The sequence below is a fragment of the Brevundimonas sp. T2-11 genome (assembly GCF_055397675.1).
Window position 1 is genome coordinate 226,780 of the sequence record NZ_AP027920.1, and the last position, 21,737, is coordinate 248,516.

A 21,737-nucleotide genomic window follows, 5' to 3' on the forward strand; every position below is an offset into this window, starting at 1 on the left:
GCGCGGCGGCTCGCTGCTTGAGCGCATTTGATCGGTTCGCGCCGACGGGGGCGTCAGCGTTCAGATGCAGATGTGGGAGCGAATCCCGCACAAATCAACGCGCATTTGAAAGCGCCGCGTCCATCAGGCCTTGCGGGACGGCCATCAGCTTTGGCCCGTCGGTCCAGACCAGGGCCGCCTCGACCGTGCGATCGGGATAGAGCTGACGCAACACCGCCGTATAGACCGCCATCTGCAGGACATAGGCCGGGTCGGCGTCCTCGACATGGTCCGGGGCCGGACGGTTCGATTTGAAGTCCACCACGAGCACCCGTTCGGGCGTGACCACCAGCCGGTCGATGCGGCCCGAGATCGAGACGCCGGGCGGCAGGTCGGGTGAGGAGCCGGTCAGGGCGACCTCGGCGCGCGAGCCTTCGCCGAAGACGGGCGCAAACCGCGCGTCGTCCAGCACGGCGAAGGCGGCACCGATCATCTCGGTGCGCTGGTCGTCCGACAGGTCGCGCTCGCGCGCCAGCATCCGCACGGCGGCGTCGGGGCGGTCGGGCGCGGCGATGTCGGGCAGACGCTCCAGCAGGCGGTGGATCAGGTCGCCGCGCCGGAAGCGGCCGAGGCCCGCGCCCACTCCCGAATTTGGCCCTTCGCCGCGCGCCAGCGGCGACGGGGCGGGGATGCGCTTCTGCTCCTGCATCTGCGACGGCGAGGCGAAGCGGGCGGAGGCGTCGCGGGCGGGGATCTGGCGTGTCCAGTCGGGGGCTTCGGGCCGAGCCTCGGTCGCGGCGGCCACGGCGGGCAGGACGTCGAGGTCGACGCCGTAGCGGCGGACATTATTGTCGAGCGTCCGCACCTCGGCTCCGAGACGGTCGAAGGTCTCCTCGATGACCGACCACCAGTCGCCGGGCTCGGGCGAGCGTCTGGAGCCGCGCCCCATGACGATGACCCGGTCGCGGGCGCGGGTCAGGGCGACGTAGAGCAGGCGCAGGGACTCATCGCTGACGCGGGCCTCGCGCGCGTCGCGGGCGGCTTTCGAGGCGGCGCAGTCTTCCTTGGACGAGCCCGGGCACATCAGCCAGGCCTCGCCCTCGTCTGTCGCGACCGGCATCAGGCTCGGCCCCTGGGCCTTCGCCTTCATGGTGGTGTCGGGCAGGATGACGACGGGCGCCTCCAGCCCCTTGGCGCCGTGGACGGTCATGACGCGGACCTCGCCGCGCGGACCCTCGAGCTCGCGCTTCACCTCGACGTCGGCGGCTTCCAGCAGGGCGAGGCAGGTCTCCAGATCGACCCCGCCCCGGTTCTCGGCGGCCAGCACCTGATTGAGGGTCTCGTCGATGGCTTCTTCCGCCTCGCGCCCCAGACGGGTCAGGACGCGGGCGCGGCCCGAGACGCCGGTGTCGTCCACCCGGTTCAGCAGGGTCGAGAAGAAGGCGAAGGGGTCGCCGTCGCGCGCGGCGCGGGCGCTCAGGCACAGGTCCAGCGCCCGGTGCCATTCGGGGCGTTCGTCGGCCCGCTGTTTCAGTTCGCGCCACAGGCCCTGACGTTTCTCGCGCCCGGCCAGATCGTAGAGCGAGGCCTCGTCCACGTCGCAGAAGGGACTGCGCAGCACCTCGGCCAGCGACAGGTCGTCGCCCGGGAAGAGCGCGAACCGGGCCAGGGCCTTCAGGTCGTCGAAGACGATGTGGCTGGACAGCTTCAGACGGTCAGCCCCCGCGACGGGCGCGCCCGCGCTCTTCAGGGCGCGGATGATTTCCTCGAAGGTGGCGTCGCGGCGGCGCACCAGAATGAGGAAGTCGCCGTAACCGCTGGCGCGCGGCTGGCGGGTATTGCGGTCATAGACGGTCGCCCCGGTCTCGACCTGACGTTTGATCTCCTGGGCCAGGGCGGCGGCCATGCGTTTCCTCGCGCCAGCGACGCTCTCCTGATCTACCGGATCGTCCCAGGCGTCGCGCTCGGGAGGGGCCTCGTCCATGAACAGGGGCCAGAGATCGACGCTGCCGCGCTGCCCGACGCGGGCGGGAAGGTGGCGGGGGATGTCGCCGGCCGCGCCTACAAGGGCGCGGGTGCGCTCGGGATCATTGAAGGCGTGATCGACAAAGGCGAGGACGTCCTCGGTCGAGCGATAGGAGGTCTCCAGCGGCACGCCCTCGAAGGCCGAGCCGGAGGCGGTGATCAGGGCGTCATAGACCTGGGCTTCCTGACGCAGGCGCTCCGGCCGGGCGCCCTGGAAGGAGTAGATCGACTGCTTCTCGTCGCCCACGGCGAAGACGGTGCGGTCGGTCGCCTCGCCCGAGAAGAACTCGCCGGTCAGGGCGCGCATGATGGCCCATTGCTCGGGCGCCGTGTCCTGGGCCTCGTCGATCAGGACGTGGTCGATGCCGCCGTCCAGCTTGTAGAGCACCCAGGCGGCGGTCGAGCGCTCCGTCAGCAGGTCGACGGTCCTGGCCACCAGATCGGAGAAGTCCAGCGCCCCGCGCTCGGCCTTGGCCGCCTCGTAGAAGGCGGCGTGGGCCACGGCCAGGGTCAGCAGTTTGACCGTGTCGGCGGCGACCTTGGCGGCGCGCACCACGTCCAGCGTGGCCAGATACTTGTCCTGCAGATCGCTCAGCCAGCCGCCAGCGTCGGGCGGGGCCTGCTTGGTCGCCATCGACTTGCGCGGCGAGCCTGAGCCGGTGAGGAAGACGACGCCGAGGCCGTGGAAGCTCCACTCATGATCCAGCGCGTGGATCAGTTCGGCGGCGCGATCCTTGTCGGTCTTGCCGCCGGTCGCCATCAGCTCGGCCATGCGGCGGACCTCGCCCCGGTCCAGCCAGCGGATGAAGTCGGCCTCGATCTCGTCGGGCGTCTGGTCAGGGTAGGCGCCGGTCAGGGCGTGGGGGCCGGGGGCCGCGCCGTCGCCGACACGGGCGACATAGTCGGTCAGATCGGCGCGTCGGGCCTCGATCATGGCCAGCAGGCTCTCGAACCGGCCCCAGTCCAGCTCGACGGCGAAATGGCTGTAGGCCTGACCGACGGGACCGTCGGGATCCTTCAGCGCGGCGCGGGCCAGCTCTTCGCGCGCGGCGTGGCTGAGGGCGATGGCGGCCTCGTTCTCCAGCACGGTGAAGCGCGGCGAGACGCCCGCCTCGATGGGGAAGCGGCGCAGCAGTTTTTCGCAGAAGGCGTGGATGGTCTGGATCTTCAGTCCGCCGGGCGTCTCCAGCGCGCGGGCGAACAGACGCCGGGCCTCGGACAGGCGGGCCGGGTTGAGGCCGGCGGGATCGCTGGCGTCCAGCTTGGCCAGTTCGGCCGACAGGGCGGCGTCGTCCATGACCGCCCACTTGCCCAGGGTCTCGAACAGGCGGGCCTGCATCTCGGCGGCGGCGGCCTTGGTGTAGGTGACGCAGAGGATGGCCGAGGCCCCGGCCCCGCCCAGCAGCAGGCGGGCCACGCGGCTGACCAGGGTGGTGGTCTTGCCCGATCCCGCGTTGGCGGTGACGAAGACCGACAGGGCCGGATCGGCGGCGCGGATCTGCGGGTCAGGGCGGGAGGTCATGTGCGGAGTGGCGATGTTCATTCGCTGTCGCCTTCCTCGCCGCTGACGACGTGCCATTCCCAGACGCGGGCCAGATGGTCGTAGTTGCCGCCGTAGTTGCCCATGAACTGGGGCGCGGCCCAGGAGACATAGGGGGTGTCGGGATGGTCGAAGCGGGCCACCCGTTTCTTCAGCCCCTCCAGCGCCGCTTCGCCCAGCGCCGCCGCTTCGGGACCGGAGGCGCGCACGGCCACCTCGCCCGCCTTCTTGCGGCCGACGACGCGGACATAGGTCAGTTCGTCGGCGGGGACGGGGCCATTGGTGTCCTTGAAGCCGCCGTCGGCGAGGATGGCGGCGGTCAGGGTCAACTGGGGCGCGAAGCCCGCCTTGACCTGCTTGCCCGACGGGACGCCGCCGGTCTTGAAGTCCATGATGGCGGCGCCGCTTGCGCCGACCTCGATGCGGTCGGCGTAGGCCTTCATGGTGAAGGGCCCGGCCGGGGCGTCGAAGGTCATGGTCCCCTGCTGCTCGATCAGCAGATTGACGCCGCGCGCCCGGCGTTCGGCCTCGAACCCGGCCAGCCAGCGGGCGCAGTTGCGCGCCAGCGGGGTCTCGCGGGCCATGGCGGCTTCTTCGAAGCCGTGGGCGGTCAGCTCCTCGATCAGCAGTTGCTCGATCTGGGCCTCGCAGTCGTCGGGCAGGACGTGGGGCCACATCAGGGTCATGCGCTCGATGGCCTTGTGCACCGCATTGCCGCGCGCCATCGCCTCGGCTGAGGCGCCGGGGCGGTCCATGATGTTCAGGCCCAGCACCCACTGGGCGTAGATGGCGTAGGGGTCGCGCACCCAGCGCTCGATGCGGGTGACATAGAGGCTGCGCGGGCGGCGCTCGACCGGCGGGCGCGGCATGGGGCGCGGGGCGAAGCGGGCGGCGCCGGGCGGCGGGGCGTCGAGCGCGCGGGTCCAGTCGGCCAGACCTTCGGGGGCTGGGATGGCGACGGGCGTCTTCTCGGCATTAGCGCCGCGCGTCAGCATCTCCAGACGCCACAGCCAGCGCGAGCGCACGGCGGGCTGGCCGCCGCGCCGTTCGCAATGGATCAGGATGGCCTCGTCGGCGCAGGCGGCCTGGACGAAGTCCTGCGCGGTCTGGCCCAGACGCCGCTCGGGCGTGGGCAGGCCGAGGGCCTTGCGCATGGGGCGCGACAGGAAGGGGTCGACGGGGGCGGGGCGAGGCCAGACGCCTTCCTCCAGCCCGGCCAGTATCATGCGGTCGGCGCGGGTCAGGCGGGCTTCGATGGCCCCCAGAATGCGCAGACGCGGATGGGTGGCGCCGCCGGTGCGCACCGTTTCCTCGCCCAGCAGACCGGCGACCAGGGCGGCGAAGTCGGCGCGGCTGACGGCGCCCAGCGACCCGCCGCCGTCGATCAGGGCGGACAGCAGGGAGGCGGCGGCCTCGCCGTCGGGACCGGCCCAGGCGTTCTGACCGGCCAGCGCCTCGATCAGGGCGGTCAGGGCGCGGGCGGCGGCGTCGGGGGCGGCGGTGGGCGTGAAGACGGACAGGGCTTCGGCGGCGAGGGCTTCCAGGCGCGCGGCCAGGGCGCGGGCGCCGGACAGGCGGGCGGCCTTCCACTCGGGCAGGGGCTGGCCGCCGCGACCGGGTTCGGCGGCTTTGAGCAGACGTTTCTGCACCTCGGCCCAGTCGCGCGGGCGCGGGCCGCGCAGGGCGTGCTCCTCCAGCGCCGATGCGGCGTCGGCCAAGGATGTGTCGTCGAGGTCGAGGCGGGTCAGCGGATGCTTGATCAGGCCCAGCAGGGTCTGGGGCTTCAGCGGCGTCTCGATGAAGCGGGCGGCGAGATCGACCAGAACCCCGGCGCTCATCCGCGACAGGGGGGCCCCGGTCGAGGCGTCGGGGATGATGCCCCAGCGCGCCAGCCGGGCCTCGACGCGGCGCGACAGGTCCAGATCTGGCGTGACGAGGGCGCAGGTTTCGCCGGGGCGCTCCAGCGTCTCGCGCATCAGCAGGGCGATGGCGGTCGCGGCCTCTTCCTCGGCGCGGACGGACAGCGCCGACAGGCCCTTCAGGCCCTCGTTGATGGGATCGGCGGCCTGACCGGCCTCGGCGGCGTCGGCGCGCAGGCGGGCGATCTCGGCGCGCCAGTCGTCGGTGGCCTCGGCGGGGCGCAGGGCCTCGTTGATCAGGCGCTGGCGAGCCAGACCGCGCGCCTCGATGCGGGGCTCGACGGCGGGCTTGAACCAGGGGCGGACCTGATCGCGCGAGATTTGGGCGCGCTCCAGCAGGGCCTTCAGCGCCGCCTGGGGATGCTGGTCGTCGATACGGTCCCAGACCCCGTCGGCCAGATCAAGGTCGAGGCCGGGCAGGACGACCACGCCCTGGGGGCTGCGGGCTACGGCGGCCAGAACGTCGGCGGCGGCGGGGACGGTGCCGGTCGAACCGGCGGCGATGACCGGCTGTTGCGGCGGGCGGGTGTCCCAGGCCTCGGCCAGACGGCGCAGCAGGGCAGCGCGGCGCCAGGCCGGATCGACCAGACCCAAGGCTTCCAGCCGTCTGGGCCAGGCCTCGACCGCGAGGCCGAGGAAGCGGGCGCTGTCCTGCCAGTGGGCGGCCAGATCCTGCTCGGCCAGCCCGGCGATGCGCGACAGGTCCGGGACCTCCTCCAGCTGGCAGGAATCGAGGAAGCCGCCCAGCGCGTCGGCCATTTCCAGCGCGCGCAGGGGCTTCATCCCCGGCTCGAATTCCTCGGCGATCATCCGCGCCATCTCGAAACGGCGCGTCAGGGCGGGGATGGCGGGGGGCAGGTCCAGACCCAGTTCGCCGGGGGCGAAGGGCGGTTCGTCCTCCTCCAGATCGCCGAGCGGGCGCACCTGGGGCAGCAGGACAGGGCGGTCGCCGGCCAGTTTGCCCAGCGCCGAGGAGAAGGCGCGGGCGGCGCGGCGGTTGGGCAGCAGGATGACAGCGTCGGTCAGGGTCTCGGGCGTCTGATCGCCCAGCCAGTTCAGCACGCCGGCCGCGAGGTCTTCGAGGAAGGGCCGCCAGGCGGGGACGGCGCGCCAGCGCGGGCCGGTTCCGGCGAACGGATCGAAGCGGCCCCCCGTGGACATCAGGCTTCTTCTTTCAGCCGCGCTTCGGCCTCGTCGCGGGCCTCGGGGTCGCCGACGTGCATCCAGTCGCCGTCCAGCACGCAGCCGAACAGGCGGCCCTCGGCGGCGGAGGCGCGCCACAGGGGGCTGAGCGAGAAGGGGCCGTCGGGGCCGTGGTCGGCGTAGCCGGGCCGGGTGATGTGGACGCCCATGTAGGCGAAGGGGGCGTGGGCCGCCTCGCCCCGGAAGGTCAGGCGGCCGTCGTCGCCGAAGAAGAAGTCGCCGCCGCCCTCGAAGCCGATGGAGCCTTCGCGTTTGGCCAGCAGCAGGGCGGCGTCCATGCGTTCGGGGTCCCACAGATGGATCAGGTCTGCGAGGGCGTCGCCCCGGTCGATCCAGACGCTGTCGATATTGGCCACGAAGACGGGATCGTCGCCGAGCAGGGGGCGGGCCTTCTTCAGGCCGCCGCCGGTCTCCAGCAGTTCGGCGCGCTCGTCAGAGATGGTGATGGCGGGGCGGGTGCGGGCGGCCAGATGGTGTTCCAACCGGTCGGCGAACCAGTGGACGTTGACCACGGCCTTCTCGACGCCTGCCTTGGCCAGCCGGTCGAGGACGTGGTCGATCAGGGCGCGGCCGCCGACTTCGACGAGGGCCTTGGGGCGGTCGTTGGTCAGGGGGCGCATCCGCGTGCCGAGCCCGGCGGCGAGAACCATGGCGGTCTTGGGGGGGCTCATCGACGGAGATCCTCGGGCACGTGGCGGTCCATCCAGCCGACGACGGCTTCGAGGCCCGGCGCCTTCAGGTTGGCGTTCAGGTGGGCCCACATGCGGGGCATGAAGGCGGCGTATTTCGGCTTGGCGTCGCGGGCGATCAGGCGGGCGAAGATACCGAGGATGCGCGCCTCGTTCAGCGCCGCCAGCCCGGCGTAGGCGGCCATGAAGGCTTCGCGGTCGGTTTCGGGGCGCAGGGTGAAATAGTGGTCGAGCGCCAGGGCTTCCAACTCGGGCGCCACGTCGCGGCGGGCGTCCTGCAACAGGGAGTGGAGGTCCCACGAGGGATGGGCCTTCACCGCGTCCTGGAAGTCGATCATGCCGACCGAGGCGGCGCCGGTCTTGCCGTCCAGCCGGATCAGGTTCTCGGCGTGATAGTCGCGGTGGGCCATGACGGCGGCGCCCGCCTCGCCCGCCGCCGTGATCGGGGCCCAGACGGCGCGCCATTCGGCGATGGCGGCGTCATCGAAGCTGAGCGACGGGACCAGTTTCGGCAGCCAGTCGACGAACAGGTCGGCCCCGCCCTGCAGCGCGGTCTGGTCATAGGTCAGCAGGGGCCAGTCGCCCGCCGGGCCGGTCAGGACATCGGGCGTCGGGGCGGCGTGCAGGACGGCCAGGGCCTCGACGGCGGCGCGATAGAGGGGGGCGGGATCGGCGCCGTCCTCGATGACGCGGGCGAACAGGGCGTCGCCGAAGTCCTCGATCACGGCCAGGCCGTTGGGGGCGTCGACGGCGATGATTTCGGGCGCCGACAGGCCCAGCGACTTCAGATGGGCGGCGACGGCGGCGAAGGCCTCGATGCGTCCGGCCGACAGGCGGGCGACGGCGTTCCAGCCGTGGGCGTGGCGCTGCTGCGGCGTCCACGACGGATCGCAGGGGCGGCTTTCGGCGGCGGGGGCCTGATCCATCAGCATCAGGGAGGCGCCCGAGGGCGTCGTCAGGCGCTCATAACGCCGCGTCGAGGCGTCGCCGGGCAGGGGCGCGCGGACGGCCCCGGCCAGGCCGGCCGAGCGCAGGAAGTCGAGACGGAGGGCTTCGCGGTCAGACATGGAGTTCCTTCAATTTGGCTTCCCACGATCCTGCGCCAGATACGGTCGCAACTCTTCCAGAGAGGCCCCTATCGCCGCCCTCGCGGAGGGCGGCTGCTTGAGGGGCGGGTTCCGAGATTTCGACCGTCAGCCGGTCGGGGCCGAGCATTTGACCGGGGTCGTCGCCCAGACGTTCGGGCCATTCGATCAGGGCGCAGCCCTCGTCCAGCGCCTCGTCCAGGCCGACCTCGAAGGCTTCTTCGGGACGGCTGAGGCGATAGAGGTCGAAGTGGGCGACGGGCGGGTCGCTCTCGTAGAACTGCACCAGGGTGAAGGTCGGGCTGGGCACGTCCTCGTCGGGCGAGGTCAGGGCGCGGATCAGGCCGCGCGCCAGCGTCGACTTGCCCATGCCCAGCGGGCCGTAGAGCAGGACGGCTTCGCCGGGCTCGAGCAGGGGGGCGATGGCCTGACCCAGACGGGTGGTGGCGTCAGCGTCAGAGAGTTCGAAAGTCGTCATGCGAACACCGCGTCGGGGTCGGCGGCCAGGGTGCGTTCGACGAAGGTCTTCAGCGCCTCAGTGGCGCGGGCGGCGTCCACGTCGAGCCGGTCGGGGGCGATGGGCAAGCCGACGCTGAGGTCGAACTCGCGGCCCTGCTTGTTCAGCAGTTCATGGAAGAGGGTGATATCGCGCAATTCCTGGGAGAAGCGGTCGAACAGGTGGAACAGGCGGCTGGTCGGCCCGGCGACGTGGATCGGGATGACCGGGGCCTCGTACTTGCGCGCCAGAGACGCCGCCGTGGTGGCCCATTCGGGATCGGTCAGGCGGCCCTGCTCATCCACGCGGGCCAGTCGCCCGGCGGGGAACATGACCACGCAGCGCTCGGCCTCGAAGGCGTCTTTCGCCGATTGCAGCGTGGCGCGGGTCTTCTCGCGGGTGCGCTTGGCTGTGACCCATTCGACCGGGACGACGGTCTCGGCCAGGCGAGGCGAGACCCGCAGAGCGTCGGCGTTGGCGAAATAGATCAGATCGTCGCGCACGGTGCGCAGGGCGTCGTGGACGGCCAGTCCGTCAGCGATGCCGGTCGGGTGGTTGCAGATCACCAGGCAACGGCCTGTGGCGGGCAGGCGGTTCAGGTTCTGCGTCTCAACCGTCAGTTCCAGCAGGTCGGACACATAGTCCAAGGCCTGACGCCCGCCCATCGGCCCGATGGCGTCGGCCATGCGCCGCGCCTTGGCGTAGTCCAGCAGGCCGTAGAGGGCGGGGCGGACCAGCGGCCAGGCGGCCGACTGCGTCAGGCGCGGCGCGCGCTCGGCGATCAGGACGTCGACGATATGGGGCGAGGCGGGACTCATGCCCCTGCTTGTCGCCGCTCCGGGCGACGGCGGCAAGCGGCTTGGCGCTGCGGATTCGACGGCCTATCAATCCAGCGATGCTGTTTCAGGGATGGGTTTGAAGATGCAATCACGCTGGATGCTGGCCGCCGCCTTCGGCGCCTTGATGACGGCGGCTTCGCCCGCCCTGGCCTTGAGCGAAGCGGTCCAGACCGCCGCTGCGCCGGCCGCCGAGGCCCCCGCCGCCCGCGTCGGGCTGGGGGTCAAGGAGCTGGCCATGATGGAGCGGGTCAGCGATCCGCGCGTCTCGCCGGACGGCCGCCGCATCCTCTACGCCGTGCGCACGACCGACTGGGACGGCAATAAGGGCGTCAACGCCCTGTGGTTGGCCGAGGTCGACGGGACGCCGCCGCGCAAGCTCGCGATTTCCGAGGGCGGCGCCTCGGGCGCGCGCTGGGCGCCGGACGGTCAGGCCATCTATTTCCTGTCCTCGCGCGGGGGCTCGAACCAGGTCTGGCGCGCTGACCGCGAGGGTATGGCGGCGGCCCAGGTGACCACCCTGCCGATCGACGTCTCGGGCTTCCGCATCGCCGAGGACGGGCGTTCGCTGATCCTGGCCGTCTCGGTCTTCACCGACTGCGCCACCCTGCAATGCGTCAAGGATCGACTGGCCGAGCGCGCCAGGAGCGGGCTGCAGGGGTATGACCGCCTGCCGCTGCGGGTGTTCGACCACTGGGCCGACGGGCGCCGCACCCACCTGTTCAGCCAGCCGCTGAACGGCTCCGGTCTGGCGGGCGGCGAGGCGCGCGACCTGATGCCAGGTCTGGACGCCGACGTGGCGGCGGGCGACGGCGACTTCACCCTGTCGCGCGACGGCAAGACCCTTATCTACAGCACCCAGAAGCAGGGCGCGGGCGAGCCCTTCACCAACAACAGCGACCTCTACCGCGTGTCGCTGGACGGCGGGGCCCCGGTCAATCTGACCGAGGGCAACCGGGGCGCGGACGGCAATCCGGCCTTCTCGCCCGACGGCCGTCGCCTGGCCTGGCTGTCTTCGCCGCGCGAGAACGTCGGCGGGGATCAGGCCGTGGTCATGATCGCCGACGCCAGCGGCGCCAATGCGCGCCAGTTGACCAACTGGGATCGCGGACCATCGGGCCTGACCTGGCGATCGGACGGCCGGGCGCTCTACGTCACCGCCTCGGACGAGGGCCAGAACCGCCTGTTCGAAATCGACGCCCGCACCGGCGCGGTCAAGGCCCTGTCCGGCGACGGCGCGGTCAACGCCTTCGACGAGGCGGCGGGCGTGGTGGCCTACGCCCACGACAGCTTCACCGCCCCGACCCAGGTCTTTGTATCGAGGAACGGCGGCGCGGCGCGTCAGGCGACGCAGCACAACGCCGACCTTCTGGCCCGGCTGGACCTGCCGGAAGCCGAGGCCATCAGTTTCGCCGGCTGGAACAACGAGACGGCGCATGGCTGGGTGTTCAAGCCCGCCGGCTATGTCGAAGGTCGCAAGTATCCGGCCGTCTATCTGATCCACGGCGGGCCAAAGTCGCCCTGGACGGAGAGCTGGTCCTATCGCTGGAACCCGCAGGTCTATACGGCCGCAGGCTATGCGGTGGTCATGGTCAACTTCCACGGCTCGCCGGGTTACGGTCAGGCCTTCACAGACGCGATCAACGACCACTGGGGCGACCGCCCGCTGGAAGACCTGCAGAAGGGCTGGGACGCCGCCCTGGCGGCCAATCCGTGGATCGACGGCGACCGGGCCTGCGCCCTGGGCGCCTCCTACGGCGGCTATATGGTCAACACCATCGCGGGCAAGTGGAACGGGCCGTGGCGCTGCCTGGTCAACCACGCCGGGGTGTTCGACGTGCCGCAGCTGATGAACGCCATGGACATCGGCAACTTCATTCACGAGTTCGGCGGCCCCAGCTGGACGCGCAAGGACCTGTACGACGCCTTCAACCCCGAGACCTATGTCGCGGACTGGAAGAAGCCGATGCTGGTGCTGCACGGGTCCAGGGACTTCCGCGTGCCGATGGAGCAGGGGCTGGCCACCTTCTCGGCCCTGCAGCGCGAGGGCGTTCCCAGCCGCTTCGTCCACGTCCCGGACGAGAACCACTGGGTGCTGAAGCCCCGGACCTGGGTCGACTGGCAGCAGGAGATTCTGGACTGGACCGCGCGCTGGACGGCGGAGGGGCAGGACTAAAACGGGACTTTGCGGGCGGCGCATGGGGGTATAGGCCTTCGGGCAGATCGAAATCCGCTTGAGGAGCGCCCATGCGCCGTCTGTCCCATCTTCTGTCCGGCCTGAGCGCCGTCGCCCTGCTGACGGCCTCGGCCCTGCCGGCCCTGGCCGAAGCGCCCGCGCTTGCCGCAGTCTCGGCGCCGGCGGCGTCGAACGCCTTCACCTATCAGGACATGATCTCGGCCAACCGCCTGGGCGATCCCCAGGTGTCGCCGGACGGCGAGTGGGTGGTCTATTCGCTGACGCAGACCGATGTGGCGGCCAACCGCCGCTCCAGCGCCCTCTACATCCTGAGCCTGAAGGGCGAGGGCGAGGCGCAGAAGCTGGCCATCTCCGAAGGCGGCGCCAACACGGCGCGCTGGGGCGCCGACGGCAAGCTCTACTTCCTGTCGGGCCGTTCGGGGTCGAGCCAGGTCTGGGTCTCCGCCGACATGGGCGCGACGGCGATCCAGGTCACCAGCCTGCCGACCGACGTCAACGCCTACCGCATCAACGCCGCGGGCGACGCGGTGGCCGTGTCGCTGGCCGTCTATCCCGAAGCCGCCGACCTGAACGCCTCGGTCGAGCGCGCCAGGGCCGCCGCCGAGGTGAAGTCGACGGGTCAGGTCTATGACCGGATGTTCGTGCGTCATTGGGACACCTGGAGCGACCACACCCAGAACCACCTCTTCGTCCAGACCATCGGCGCGGACGGCAAGGCGGGCGGCGATCCGGTCTGGGTCACCAAGGGCTTTGACGGCGACACCCCCTCCAAGCCGTTCGGCGACGAGAGCGAGTTCGTCTTCGCCCCGGACGGCCGTTCACTGGTCTTCTCGGCGCGCGAAGCGGGCAAGAGCGAGCCGTGGAGCACGGACTTCGACCTCTACAGCGTCGCCGTTTCGGCCCCGGGCCAGCTGACCAACCTGACCGAGGCCAACCCGGCCTGGGACACCGGCCCGGTCTTCTCGCCGGACGGCCAGACCCTGGCCTATCGCGCTATGGCCCGCCCGGGCTTCGAGGCGGACAAGTATTCGATCTTCCTGCGCGACGTGGCGACGGGCCAGACGCGCCAGATCGCGGCCAACTGGGATCGCTCGGCCGACGGCCTGCAATGGTCGGCGGACGGCAAGACCCTCTACACCACGGCCGGTGACGTCGGTCAGACCCGCCTGTTCGCCATTGACACGCGCAACGGCTCGGTCATGCCGCTGACGGGTGAAGGCCATGTCGGCGCCTTCCAGCAGACGCCCTCGGGCTTCGTCATGGCGGTCGACACCCTGACCTCGCCCAGCGATCTCTATTTCAAGACCTGGCGCGGTCGCGAGATGCCGCGTCGCCTGACCAATGTGAACCCGCAGCTGGCCGGCAAGGCCTTCGGTCAGTTCGAGCAGTTCAGCTTCCCCGGCTGGAACGACGAGACGGTGCACGGTTTCGTCATCAAGCCGGCTGACTATGTCGAGGGTCAGAAATACCCGGTCGCCTTCCTGATCCACGGCGGCCCCCAGGGCTCGTTCGGCAATAGCTGGTCCTACCGCTGGAACCCCGAGACCTATGCGGGCGCGGGTTATGCGGTGGTGATGATCGATTTCCACGGCTCGACCGGCTACGGCCAGGAGTTCACCGACGCCATCAGCCAGCACTGGGGCGATCGTCCGCTGGAAGACCTGCAGAAGGGCTGGGCCTTCGCTCAGCAGAAGTACGGGTTCCTGGACGGGGCCAACGCCTGCGCCCTGGGCGCCTCCTACGGCGGCTACATGATCAACTGGATCGCCGGCAACTGGTCTGACGCCTTCAAGTGCCTGGTCAACCATGACGGCGTCTTCGACACCTTCGGCATGGGCTATTCGACCGAGGAGCTGTGGTTCACCGAGTGGGAATACGGCGGCACGCCGTGGGAAAACCCGGAGGGCTATCAGAAGTTCAACCCGGCCAACCACGTCCAGAACTGGAAGACGCCGATGCTGGTGGTCCAGGGCGACCTCGACTACCGCATCCCGACGGCCCAGGGCCTGTCGACCTTCACCGCCCTGCAGCGTCGAGGCATCGACAGCCGTCTGGTCTTCTTCCCCAACGAGAACCACTGGGTGCTCAAGCCGGCCAACAGCCTGCAATGGCACAACGAGGTGTTCGGCTGGCTGGACAAGTATCTGGCCAAGTAGGCCGGTCATTCGACCATGAAGAAGGGCGCGGCCAGCGATGGCCGCGCCCTTTGTCGTTCCGGAACGGGGTTAGTGGGCGGCGTAGGCCTGGGTCAGCTGGACATAGCGGCCATGTTCGCGCTCGGTCATGCAGCGCGGCGTGGTCCAGGTTTGACCGGCCGTCTTGGCCTCGACGGCTTCGCGTGCGGTCAGGAAGACCGGCTCGGCGCCGTACTGGCGGGTGAAGGCGGTGCGAGTGGCGGCGTCGCTCTCGCAGATCAGCACCACGCGTTGCGGCTGCACGGCCGAGACGCGCGTCGGCTGCGGCCTTTGGGCCTGCGGACTCTGCTCGGGGCTCTGGGCCAGAACGGGCGCGGCTCCGGCGAGCAGCAGGGTCGAGACGGCGACGGCGATCAGGCGCATGCGGTATCCTCCCTTGGCCGGAATTCGCTCCGGACTCAGAGCGAATTATGCGCTCAATTTTTTCAATGTAAATATTTTACGACAAATTGGTGAGTGAAGTGTGACGAACGGGATGTTTCCACGTCTCCAGTCGGGCGGAATTGTATTGCAAGTCGCTCGCAATTGCATTTAAGCGCGGGGCCTTCTTCTGGAGCCTCCCCCTCATGCCCTTCGCCTCGCCCGTCTTGTCGCTGCGCCGATCGTCCGGCCTTGTCGCTGTTTCGGCCCTGCTGGCCGGGACCGCATTCGCCTCGACCGCCGCCGCCCAGGCGACGCGGCAGGAGCCCGAGGTCAGCACTGTGGGGGAGGTCGTGGTGACGGCGGCGCGCACGGTCCTGCCGGCCAGCGCCCTGCCGATGACGGTCGATGTCATCGATCGCAAGGCCCTGTCGGAACAGGTGGCTATCAGCGGCTCGGTGATCGACGCTGTCGCGACCCTGTCGCCGTCCTTCTCACCGACGCGGCAGAAGCTGACTGGCTCGGGCGAGAGCCTGCGCGGTCGCTCGCCGCTGTTCGCCATCAACGGCATCCCGCAGTCGACCCCGATCCGGGACGGGTCGCGCGACGGCTATACGATCGACCCCTTCTTCGTGGACCGGGTCGAGCTGATCTACGGCTCCAACGCCCTGCAGGGCATCGGCGCCACCGGCGGCGTGGTCAATCAGGTGACGGTAGGCGCGCCGACCGAGGACGGCCTGACGGGGCGGATGCTGGCCCAGGTGTCCAGCTCGGGCGGACCGGAAGGCGACGGGATCGGGGCCAAGCTGGGCGGTCTGGCCGCCTATCGCCACGGTGATTTCGACGGCGTCTTCGGCGTGGCCTATGATCAGCGCGGCGCCTTCTATGACGCCAACGGCCGCCGGGTCGGCGTGGACAACACCCAGGGCGAGGTGCAGGATTCCAAGGCCCTGTCCTTCTTCGGCCGCTTCGGTTGGGATCTGACGGACACGGTGCGCCTTGATCTTCTGGCCAACCGTTTCGAACTTAAGGGCGACGGCGACTATGTCCGTATCCCTGGCGATCGCACCATCGGCCGTCCGGCCAGCAGCGAGCGCGGCCAGATCGAGGGCGAGCCCGCCGGCAACCGCGTCGAGACGGTTTCGGCCTCTTTGACCGACAGCGATCTGTGGGGCGGCGACTTCAGCGCCCAGGTCTTCTTCAACCGCACGCGCGACACCTTCGGCGGCGACCGTTCCGCCACCATGCAGGACGCCAGCATCGCCCCCATCGGCACCCTGTTCGACCAGTCGTCGAACCGCTCGCGCAAGCTGGGCGCGCGCGCCAGCTATGAGCGCGCCGTGCCGGGCGTTCCGGGCCTGACCGCCACCCTCGGCCTGGACACTCTGAAGGACCGCACCGAACAGCTTCTGATCGCCACCAACCGCGCCTGGGTGCCGCCGACCGAGTTCCAGAGCGTCGCCCCCTTCGTTCAGGCCAACATGCGCCTGTTTGACGGCAAGGTGCGTCTGGCGGGCGGCGTGCGTCAGGAAAACGTCGAGCTGTCGGTCAACGACTTCACCACCCTGGCCTCCTACGGCTCGCGTCGTGTGAAAGGCGGCACGCCCAAGTTCGAGGCGACGCTGGTCAACGGCGGGGTGGTCTATGAGCCGATGGACGGCGTGCGCGCCTACGCCAGCTACGCCGAGGGCTATACCGTGCCGGACGTCGGCCGCATCCTGCGCTCGATCAACGTGGACGGCGTCCAGGTCGACAGCTTCCTCGACATCAGCCCCGTGGTCTCGGACAATCAGGAGATCGGTCTGGAGGTGAAGCGCGGACCGTTCGAGGCCGGGGCGACCTATTTCTGGTCCTCGTCGGACCTGGGGCAGTTCCTCGTTCGCAACCCTGACGGCGTCTATGACGTCCAGCGTCAGGCGGTGGAGATCGAGGGGCTGGAGCTGAACCTGCGCGCCCGCACCCCGATCGAGGGGCTGACGGTCTCGACCGGCTATGCGCGCCTGCGCGGCCAGACCGACACCAATGACGACGGGCGGGTGGATCAGGATCTGGACGGCGCCAACATCTCGCCGGACCGGATCAATGCGGCGGCGATCTACGCCAATGGTCCGCTGTCGGCGCGCCTGCAGGTCCAGGCCTATCTGGCGCGGGACTTCGAAGGCGGCGACGTGCGCAACAATTTCGAAGGCTACACCGTGGCCGACGCCTATCTGCGCTACGACTTCTCGTTCGGGGGCGTGTCGCTGGCGGTGCAGAACCTCTTCAACGAGGACTATGTGACCTATAGCTCCGACACCAGCAATCCGACCGACAACCTGCGCTACTTCGCCGGCCGGGGCCGCTCCTTCACCCTCGGGTGGGACCGTCGCTTCTGATGCGTCTGGTCCGACTGGCGCATCGCTGGACCGGGGGGCTGATCGGCCTGCTGCTGTTCGTCCTGGGGCTGACCGGAACCGTTCTGGTGTTCAAGGACGACTGGTTGCGCGCCGTCGTGCCCCACGCGACCGAGGCGCGGGTTTCGGACCCCCAACTCATCGGCGCGGCGCTGGATCGGGCCTTCTCGGCGCCTGAACGGCCGCGTTCGGTCATCCTGGCGGACGAACGGCTGGGCGTTCACCGTTTGAACTATGAGGACAAGAAGCGCGGGGCCTATGCGACCCAGTCGGGTCAGGTCGTGGCGCGCTGGGACAGCCTGTGGGCGCGGCCCGAACTGTGGCTGTTCGACCTGCACCACTATCTGCTGATCGGCGATGTCGGAAAGACCATCGCCGGGGTCGCGGGCCTGGCCGGTCTGGGCTTTGTCATCACCGGGGTGATCCTGTGGTGGCCGACGCGGCGGACCTTCGTCTTCGCCGTCCTGCCCAGGACCTGGAAGCGGGCCGGGATCGTCAAGCATCACCGCGACATGGGGGTGTGGAGCGCGCCAGTGCTGGCGGTGGTCCTGACGACGGGCGCCATCCTGGCCCTGCCGCTCTACGAGGGTCTGGCCGTGGCTCTTTCGCCGGGCAAGGACCTGAAGGCGATCATGGCCGCACCGAAGCATGAAGGCGGCGCCCTGTCGTCCGATCTGGACTGGCCCGCCATGATGGCCGAGGCGCAAGGCCGCTTTCCTGACGCCGAGTTGCGCATCCTGTCCCTGCCGACCAAGCCAGGGGGATTGATCAGCCTGCGGATGCGGCGCGCGGCGGAGTGGCTGCCCAATGGCCGGACCCAGGTCTGGTTCGACCCGGGGGACGGCCGCATCGTGGGCGCGCGCGACGCCTTGACCCTGCCGCTCGGCTTGAGGGTCGCGAACGCCCAGTATCCGATCCATGCCGCCAAGGTCGGGGGCCTGGCCTATCGGTTGGTGGTCGCGGCTTCAGGCGTGGCCCTGACCCTGCTGGGTTCGCTGGCGGTCTTCACCTTCTGGGGCAATCCCAGCGGCCTGCCGAAACGGCGACGGCCGGCGGTGCGCAAGGCCTGAGGACGAAGCGGGGCGGTTGAGCGGTGCGCGGTCTGTGGCGATAAGGGTCTTCCCTTTTCGCCGGAGCGTCATGACCCGACGAGGCCTGTTTCTCTCCCTGTTCGGCGGTCTCATGGCCGCGCCGTTCGGCGACGCATGGGCGGCCGGGCGCAAAGGCGCGAGGCTGGGTTATGGCCCCGATCCGCGCCAGACGGTCGAGATATACGCCCTTCAGGGTGCGACGGGGCGGCCGTTGCTGATGCTGTTCGATGACGGGCGCGGCGAGGGGCGTCGGACTGCGCGGCGGCTGGCGCGACGCGGCTTCGTCCTCGCCCTGGCGGACCTGCGGACGATGCGCGGCTCGGAGGCTCTGGTGATCGCGGACGCCGCCCTCGCGACCGCTTGGGTCGCGGACCGGGCGGCGGGGTTCGGTGGTGATCCGACGCGGTTGGGCGTTCTGGGGCTGGGGGAAGGCGCGAACGTCGCCCTGATGCTCGCACTGGATCGGCGCTACATGGCCGCCTTGGGGCGGTCCGATCTGATCCGGGCGGCGGGCGCGCTGGAGCGGAGGCCGGCGACAAGGCCCGACCTGACTGCGACCCGACCCGAGGCCTATGTCCGGGCTGACGCCGCGCCGCTCTGGCTGGGCGGACGGGGTCAGGCCGCGACCATGCTGACACCCCGGATCGAGGCCGCTGGCGGCCGGGTCCAGAGCCTGGTCGAGTCCCGCCAGGCGAGGCTGACGGAGGCAGCGACAGCCTTCTTCAGCCGCGAACTGGTCTAGTCGGCGGCCTCGACGCGCGTTTTCAGATTGGCCAGTTGCGCCGACAGAACGCCATCGACTGGCGTGGCCCAGTTCTCCAGACCGCCCGGCGTGTACCCGCCCACGATGTAGGACCAGTTCAGGACGCTGCCTTCGCCTTCGGCCTTGACGTCGAAGGTCAGGCCGCCGCTTGCGCCCTGACCCTGGAGCGGTCCCAGTCCTCCGCGCAGGACCAGTTTCGATCCCGGTTCGACCAGGGATGTTTCCAGATGACGCGAAACGCGGCCGTCCGCCGCCGTTTCGCACCAGCAGCCGCCGGGAGCGAGGTCGAGCGACAGGGTCGAGTTCCTGAACCAGCGGTGGTCGCGGCTCCACCAGTCGTCAGGAGTGGTCAGCACGGCCCAGACCCGCGCGGGCGGGGCCTTGACGGCGATTACGCCGCCAACCTCGAACCCGCCGGGCGTCGCCGACTTCACCTCGGCGAAGGCGGGCGCGGCGGTCAGCGCCGACAGGGTGGCGGCGGCGCAGATCAGGCGTCTCATCATGGGCGTGTCCTCCTGACGACAGCGGAACGCCAACCGCCGGTTCCGGTCAACAGTCGTGTCCTTGTGTTTCCCCCGTCTCGCCATGGTCACGGTTTTCCGCTAGAGGAAGTCATGACAGACAAGATGACCCCCCAGGCGGCGCTGGACCGCCTCGAAACCCTCTACAATCAATCCGTCGCCAATCTGCGAGCCGCAGTGAAGCGCTTCCTCGAGACCGGCGAACGCGCCGATCCCGAGGCCAGGGCCGCCGGCCTGTTCGCCTATCCCAGGCTGACCGTCAGCTGGTTCGGCGACCGTCCCCAGGACCTTGAGACGCGGGCCTTCGCCCGCCTGTCCCGCCCTGGCGTCTATACGACCACCGTCACCCGTCCCGACCTGTACCGCGACTATCTGCTGGAACAGCTGACCCTTCTGGCGACCGAATACGGCGCGACGATCACGGTCGAACCGTCGGATCAGGAAATTCCCTTCCCCTATGTGCTGGACGGCTCCGGCGTGGCGCTGGACAGCTCCATGACGGCGGCCATCGCGCGCTGGTTCCCGACCACGGACCTGGCCCATATCGGCGACGAGATCTCGGACGGCCTGTTCGCGCCGGGCGAGGACTTCCCCCTGGCCCAGTTCGACGGCCTGCGCACCGACTTCTCCCTGGCCCGCCTGCGCCACTACACCGGCACGCCGGTCGAGGACGTCCAGTCCTACGTCCTGTTCACCAACTACCATCGCTATGTCGATGAGTTCGTGCGCTGGGCCTGCGCTCAGCTGGCCGATCCGGACAGCCCCTATGAGACCCTGTCCTGCGCCGGCGGCGTGGTCATCGACCGCGCCACGCCGAACCCGGAAGTCGCCATCATGGACGCCGCCTGGCGTCGCCATCAGATGCCGGCCTATCACCTGACGCGGCCGGACGGTCAGGGCATCACCCTGGTCAACATCGGGGTCGGACCGTCGAACGCCAAGACCATCTGCGACCACCTGGCGGTCACGCGTCCCCACGCCTGGATGATGATCGGTCACTGCGGCGGCCTGCGCGCCAGCCAGACCATCGGCGACTACGTCCTGGCCCACGCCTATCTGCGCGACGACCACGTGCTGGATGCGGTTCTGCCCGCCGACATTCCGGTGCCGAACATCGCCGAGGTGCAACGCGCCCTCTATGACGCGACCAAGCTGGTCTCGGGCGCGCCGGGCGAAGAGGTCAAGAAGCGGCTGCGCACCGGCACCGTGGTCACCACCGACGACCGCAACTGGGAGTTGCGCTATTCCAAGTCGGCCCTGCGCTTCAACCAGAGCCGCGCCGTCGCCATCGACATGGAATCCGCCACCATCGCGGCCCAGGGCTATCGCTTCCGCGTGCCCTACGGGACCCTGCTGTGCGTCTCGGACAAGCCGCTGCACGGCGAGATCAAGCTGCCGGGCCAGGCCAACCGTTTCTACGAAGGTTCGATCTCGGAGCACCTGCAGATCGGCATCCAGGCCGTCGACCTGCTACGGGCCGAGGGCGCACGACTGCACTCGCGCAAGCTGCGCGCCTTCGACGAGCCGCCCTTCCGGTAAGAAGAAGGGCGCTATCGCTCGCCGCGCGGCGGCTCGCTCATTCTGAGCGGGCCTACCGCGCTTCGCGCTACTTGAGGCCATGGGCCGCCAGGTTGACGACTGATGATGAAGGCGCTCGGGGGATGTCTCCGGGCGCCTTTTTCTTTCAGCCCTTGCGGAACAGGTAGAGGCCGAAGCCGAGGTAGTCGGCGCCGAAGTCGAACATCATCTTGATGCGGTGGGCGGTGGCGGCGACGCCGGGCGCGTCGGGGTGGTCGGGATGGCCGTCCAGCCAGTCGGTGATCGCCGTCTCCATCGTCGTGCGATAGACGGCCCATTCGTCCCCGTCGCTGATTTCGGCGGTGACGACGGTCAGTCCTGCCGTGCGGGCGGCCGCCTGCCATGCCTCGTGGCTGACATAATAGCCGCCGGTTTCGACCAGTTGACGCAAGGGCGCGGGCGGTTCCGCCTTCCAGAACAGGTCGCCCCAGATCAGGGCGCCGCCCGGCGTCAGGTGGGCGGCCAGGGCGGCGAAGACGTCGGCGGGTTCACGTAATCCCTTGCCCGCCGGCTCGGTCGAGCCGATGGCCAGGATCAGGTCGAAGGCGGGCAGGGCCGCGAGGGCCGCCGCCGAGGTCTCGCGCCGGACCTGGATCCGCCCCGACAGCCCTGCGGTCTGGATGCGCTCTTCGGCGCCTGCGGCCATGACCGGGTCCAGTTCGACCGCTGTGACGCGGGCGTCGAAGGCGCGGGCCAGATGGATCGACACCTCGCCATAGGCGCAGCCGATGTCCATGATCGCCGCGCCGGAGGGCGGGCCCGCCCTTCGCATGGTCGCCTCCAGTCGGTCGATCGACAGGGCGTTGCAGACGCTCAGGGGCTGATAGGCGATGTGATGAAAGGCGACGCGCATGGCCAAGGCCTGCC

The 21,737-nt window shown here is 69.9% G+C and carries 15 protein-coding genes; 6 read left to right on the top strand and 9 right to left on the bottom strand.

All coding sequences use genetic code 11. The features are described from left to right. Positions 1-94: 94 nt before the first annotated feature. The 6 genes from addA to ACZ5XO_RS01095 are packed head-to-tail and all read right to left on the bottom strand — an operon-like array spanning position 95 to position 9,754. Entirely contained in the window at positions 95-3,547 is a 3,453-nt protein-coding gene (addA, locus tag ACZ5XO_RS01070) for a double-strand break repair helicase AddA (RefSeq protein ID WP_464163493.1), read from the bottom strand. Continuing rightward, complete coding sequence (gene addB / locus ACZ5XO_RS01075) at positions 3,544-6,624, bottom strand: double-strand break repair protein AddB (protein ID WP_464163494.1); 3,081 nt, start codon at positions 6,622-6,624, stop codon at positions 3,544-3,546. Before addB ends, addA begins: the two co-directional genes overlap by 4 nt. Beyond that, complete coding sequence (gene murU / locus ACZ5XO_RS01080) at positions 6,624-7,337, bottom strand: N-acetylmuramate alpha-1-phosphate uridylyltransferase MurU (RefSeq protein WP_464163495.1); 714 nt, start codon at positions 7,335-7,337, stop codon at positions 6,624-6,626. The genes addB and murU overlap by 1 nt, the downstream gene beginning before the upstream one ends. Continuing rightward, positions 7,334-8,422 (bottom strand): N-acetylmuramate/N-acetylglucosamine kinase AmgK, encoded by a 1,089-nt coding sequence (amgK, locus tag ACZ5XO_RS01085; RefSeq protein ID WP_464163496.1) that lies wholly within the window; start codon positions 8,420-8,422, stop codon positions 7,334-7,336. The genes murU and amgK overlap by 4 nt, the downstream gene beginning before the upstream one ends. Next, positions 8,415-8,918, bottom strand: coding sequence for a tRNA (adenosine(37)-N6)-threonylcarbamoyltransferase complex ATPase subunit type 1 TsaE (tsaE, locus tag ACZ5XO_RS01090; RefSeq protein WP_464163497.1), 504 nt, complete (start codon positions 8,916-8,918; stop codon positions 8,415-8,417). The genes amgK and tsaE overlap by 8 nt, the downstream gene beginning before the upstream one ends. Beyond that, complete coding sequence (locus ACZ5XO_RS01095) at positions 8,915-9,754, bottom strand: GNAT family N-acetyltransferase (RefSeq protein WP_464163498.1); 840 nt, start codon at positions 9,752-9,754, stop codon at positions 8,915-8,917. Before ACZ5XO_RS01095 ends, tsaE begins: the two co-directional genes overlap by 4 nt. Here ACZ5XO_RS01095 and ACZ5XO_RS01100 point away from each other — a divergent pair. After that, the gene (locus ACZ5XO_RS01100) at positions 9,753-11,948 is read left to right on the top strand and encodes a dipeptidyl-peptidase 5 (protein WP_464163499.1); all 2,196 of its coding nucleotides are present in this window, start codon (positions 9,753-9,755) and stop codon (positions 11,946-11,948) included. The genes ACZ5XO_RS01095 and ACZ5XO_RS01100 overlap by 2 nt on opposite strands. Positions 11,949-12,019: 71 nt before the next feature. Then, a complete protein-coding gene (locus ACZ5XO_RS01105; RefSeq protein WP_464163500.1) occupies positions 12,020-14,125 on the top strand; it encodes a dipeptidyl-peptidase 5 in 2,106 nt (701 codons plus the stop codon). A 69-nt stretch (positions 14,126-14,194) separates the two neighbouring features. On the opposite strand, the gene ACZ5XO_RS01110 is transcribed toward ACZ5XO_RS01105, so the two are convergent. Then, complete coding sequence (locus tag ACZ5XO_RS01110; RefSeq protein ID WP_464163501.1) at positions 14,195-14,527, bottom strand: hypothetical protein; 333 nt, start codon at positions 14,525-14,527, stop codon at positions 14,195-14,197. Between the two features lie 203 nt (positions 14,528-14,730). On the opposite strand from ACZ5XO_RS01110, the gene ACZ5XO_RS01115 reads away from it, so the two are divergent. From ACZ5XO_RS01115 to ACZ5XO_RS01125, 3 genes are all read left to right on the top strand, one after another. Next, positions 14,731-16,899: a TonB-dependent receptor gene (locus ACZ5XO_RS01115; RefSeq protein ID WP_464163502.1), complete on the top strand. Its 2,169-nt coding sequence runs from the start codon at positions 14,731-14,733 to the stop codon at positions 16,897-16,899. After that, positions 16,899-17,987, top strand: coding sequence for a PepSY-associated TM helix domain-containing protein (locus tag ACZ5XO_RS01120; RefSeq protein ID WP_464163503.1), 1,089 nt, complete (start codon positions 16,899-16,901; stop codon positions 17,985-17,987). Before ACZ5XO_RS01115 ends, ACZ5XO_RS01120 begins: the two co-directional genes overlap by 1 nt. A 112-nt stretch (positions 17,988-18,099) precedes the next feature. Beyond that, positions 18,100-18,750, top strand: coding sequence for a hypothetical protein (locus ACZ5XO_RS01125; protein ID WP_464163504.1), 651 nt, complete (start codon positions 18,100-18,102; stop codon positions 18,748-18,750). Here ACZ5XO_RS01125 and ACZ5XO_RS01130 read toward each other — a convergent pair. Further along, positions 18,747-19,274: an SRPBCC family protein gene (locus ACZ5XO_RS01130; RefSeq protein WP_464163505.1), complete on the bottom strand. Its 528-nt coding sequence runs from the start codon at positions 19,272-19,274 to the stop codon at positions 18,747-18,749. The two genes, ACZ5XO_RS01125 and ACZ5XO_RS01130, sit on opposite strands and share 4 nt — an antisense overlap. A gap of 111 nt (positions 19,275-19,385) precedes the next feature. Between ACZ5XO_RS01130 and ACZ5XO_RS01135 the strand changes: the two genes are divergently transcribed. Further along, complete coding sequence (locus tag ACZ5XO_RS01135; RefSeq protein WP_464163506.1) at positions 19,386-20,831, top strand: AMP nucleosidase; 1,446 nt, start codon at positions 19,386-19,388, stop codon at positions 20,829-20,831. 145 nt (positions 20,832-20,976) lie between these two features. Here ACZ5XO_RS01135 and ACZ5XO_RS01140 read toward each other — a convergent pair whose 3' ends face one another. Continuing rightward, on the bottom strand, positions 20,977-21,723 hold the full coding sequence (locus ACZ5XO_RS01140; protein WP_464163507.1) for an SAM-dependent methyltransferase: 747 nt from the start codon (positions 21,721-21,723) through the stop codon (positions 20,977-20,979). Between the last annotated feature and the right edge of the window lie 14 nt (positions 21,724-21,737).

Bases quoted from the DNA above. Each gene is read 5' to 3' on its own strand.
- addA (WP_464163493.1), bottom strand. From the start codon at position 3,547: ATGAACATCGCCACTCCGCACATGACCTCCCGCCCTGACCCGCAGATC.
- addB (WP_464163494.1), bottom strand. From the start codon at position 6,624: ATGTCCACGGGGGGCCGCTTCGATCCGTTCGCCGGAACCGGCCCGCGC.
- murU (WP_464163495.1), bottom strand. From the start codon at position 7,337: ATGAGCCCCCCCAAGACCGCCATGGTTCTCGCCGCCGGGCTCGGCACG.
- amgK (WP_464163496.1), bottom strand. From the start codon at position 8,422: ATGTCTGACCGCGAAGCCCTCCGTCTCGACTTCCTGCGCTCGGCCGGC.
- tsaE (WP_464163497.1), bottom strand. From the start codon at position 8,918: ATGACGACTTTCGAACTCTCTGACGCTGACGCCACCACCCGTCTGGGT.
- ACZ5XO_RS01100 (WP_464163499.1), top strand. From the start codon at position 9,753: ATGCCCCTGCTTGTCGCCGCTCCGGGCGACGGCGGCAAGCGGCTTGGC.
- ACZ5XO_RS01095 (WP_464163498.1), bottom strand. From the start codon at position 9,754: ATGAGTCCCGCCTCGCCCCATATCGTCGACGTCCTGATCGCCGAGCGC.
- ACZ5XO_RS01105 (WP_464163500.1), top strand. From the start codon at position 12,020: ATGCGCCGTCTGTCCCATCTTCTGTCCGGCCTGAGCGCCGTCGCCCTG.
- ACZ5XO_RS01110 (WP_464163501.1), bottom strand. From the start codon at position 14,527: ATGCGCCTGATCGCCGTCGCCGTCTCGACCCTGCTGCTCGCCGGAGCC.
- ACZ5XO_RS01115 (WP_464163502.1), top strand. From the start codon at position 14,731: ATGCCCTTCGCCTCGCCCGTCTTGTCGCTGCGCCGATCGTCCGGCCTT.
- ACZ5XO_RS01120 (WP_464163503.1), top strand. From the start codon at position 16,899: ATGCGTCTGGTCCGACTGGCGCATCGCTGGACCGGGGGGCTGATCGGC.
- ACZ5XO_RS01125 (WP_464163504.1), top strand. From the start codon at position 18,100: ATGGCCGCGCCGTTCGGCGACGCATGGGCGGCCGGGCGCAAAGGCGCG.
- ACZ5XO_RS01130 (WP_464163505.1), bottom strand. From the start codon at position 19,274: ATGATGAGACGCCTGATCTGCGCCGCCGCCACCCTGTCGGCGCTGACC.
- ACZ5XO_RS01135 (WP_464163506.1), top strand. From the start codon at position 19,386: ATGACAGACAAGATGACCCCCCAGGCGGCGCTGGACCGCCTCGAAACC.
- ACZ5XO_RS01140 (WP_464163507.1), bottom strand. From the start codon at position 21,723: ATGCGCGTCGCCTTTCATCACATCGCCTATCAGCCCCTGAGCGTCTGC.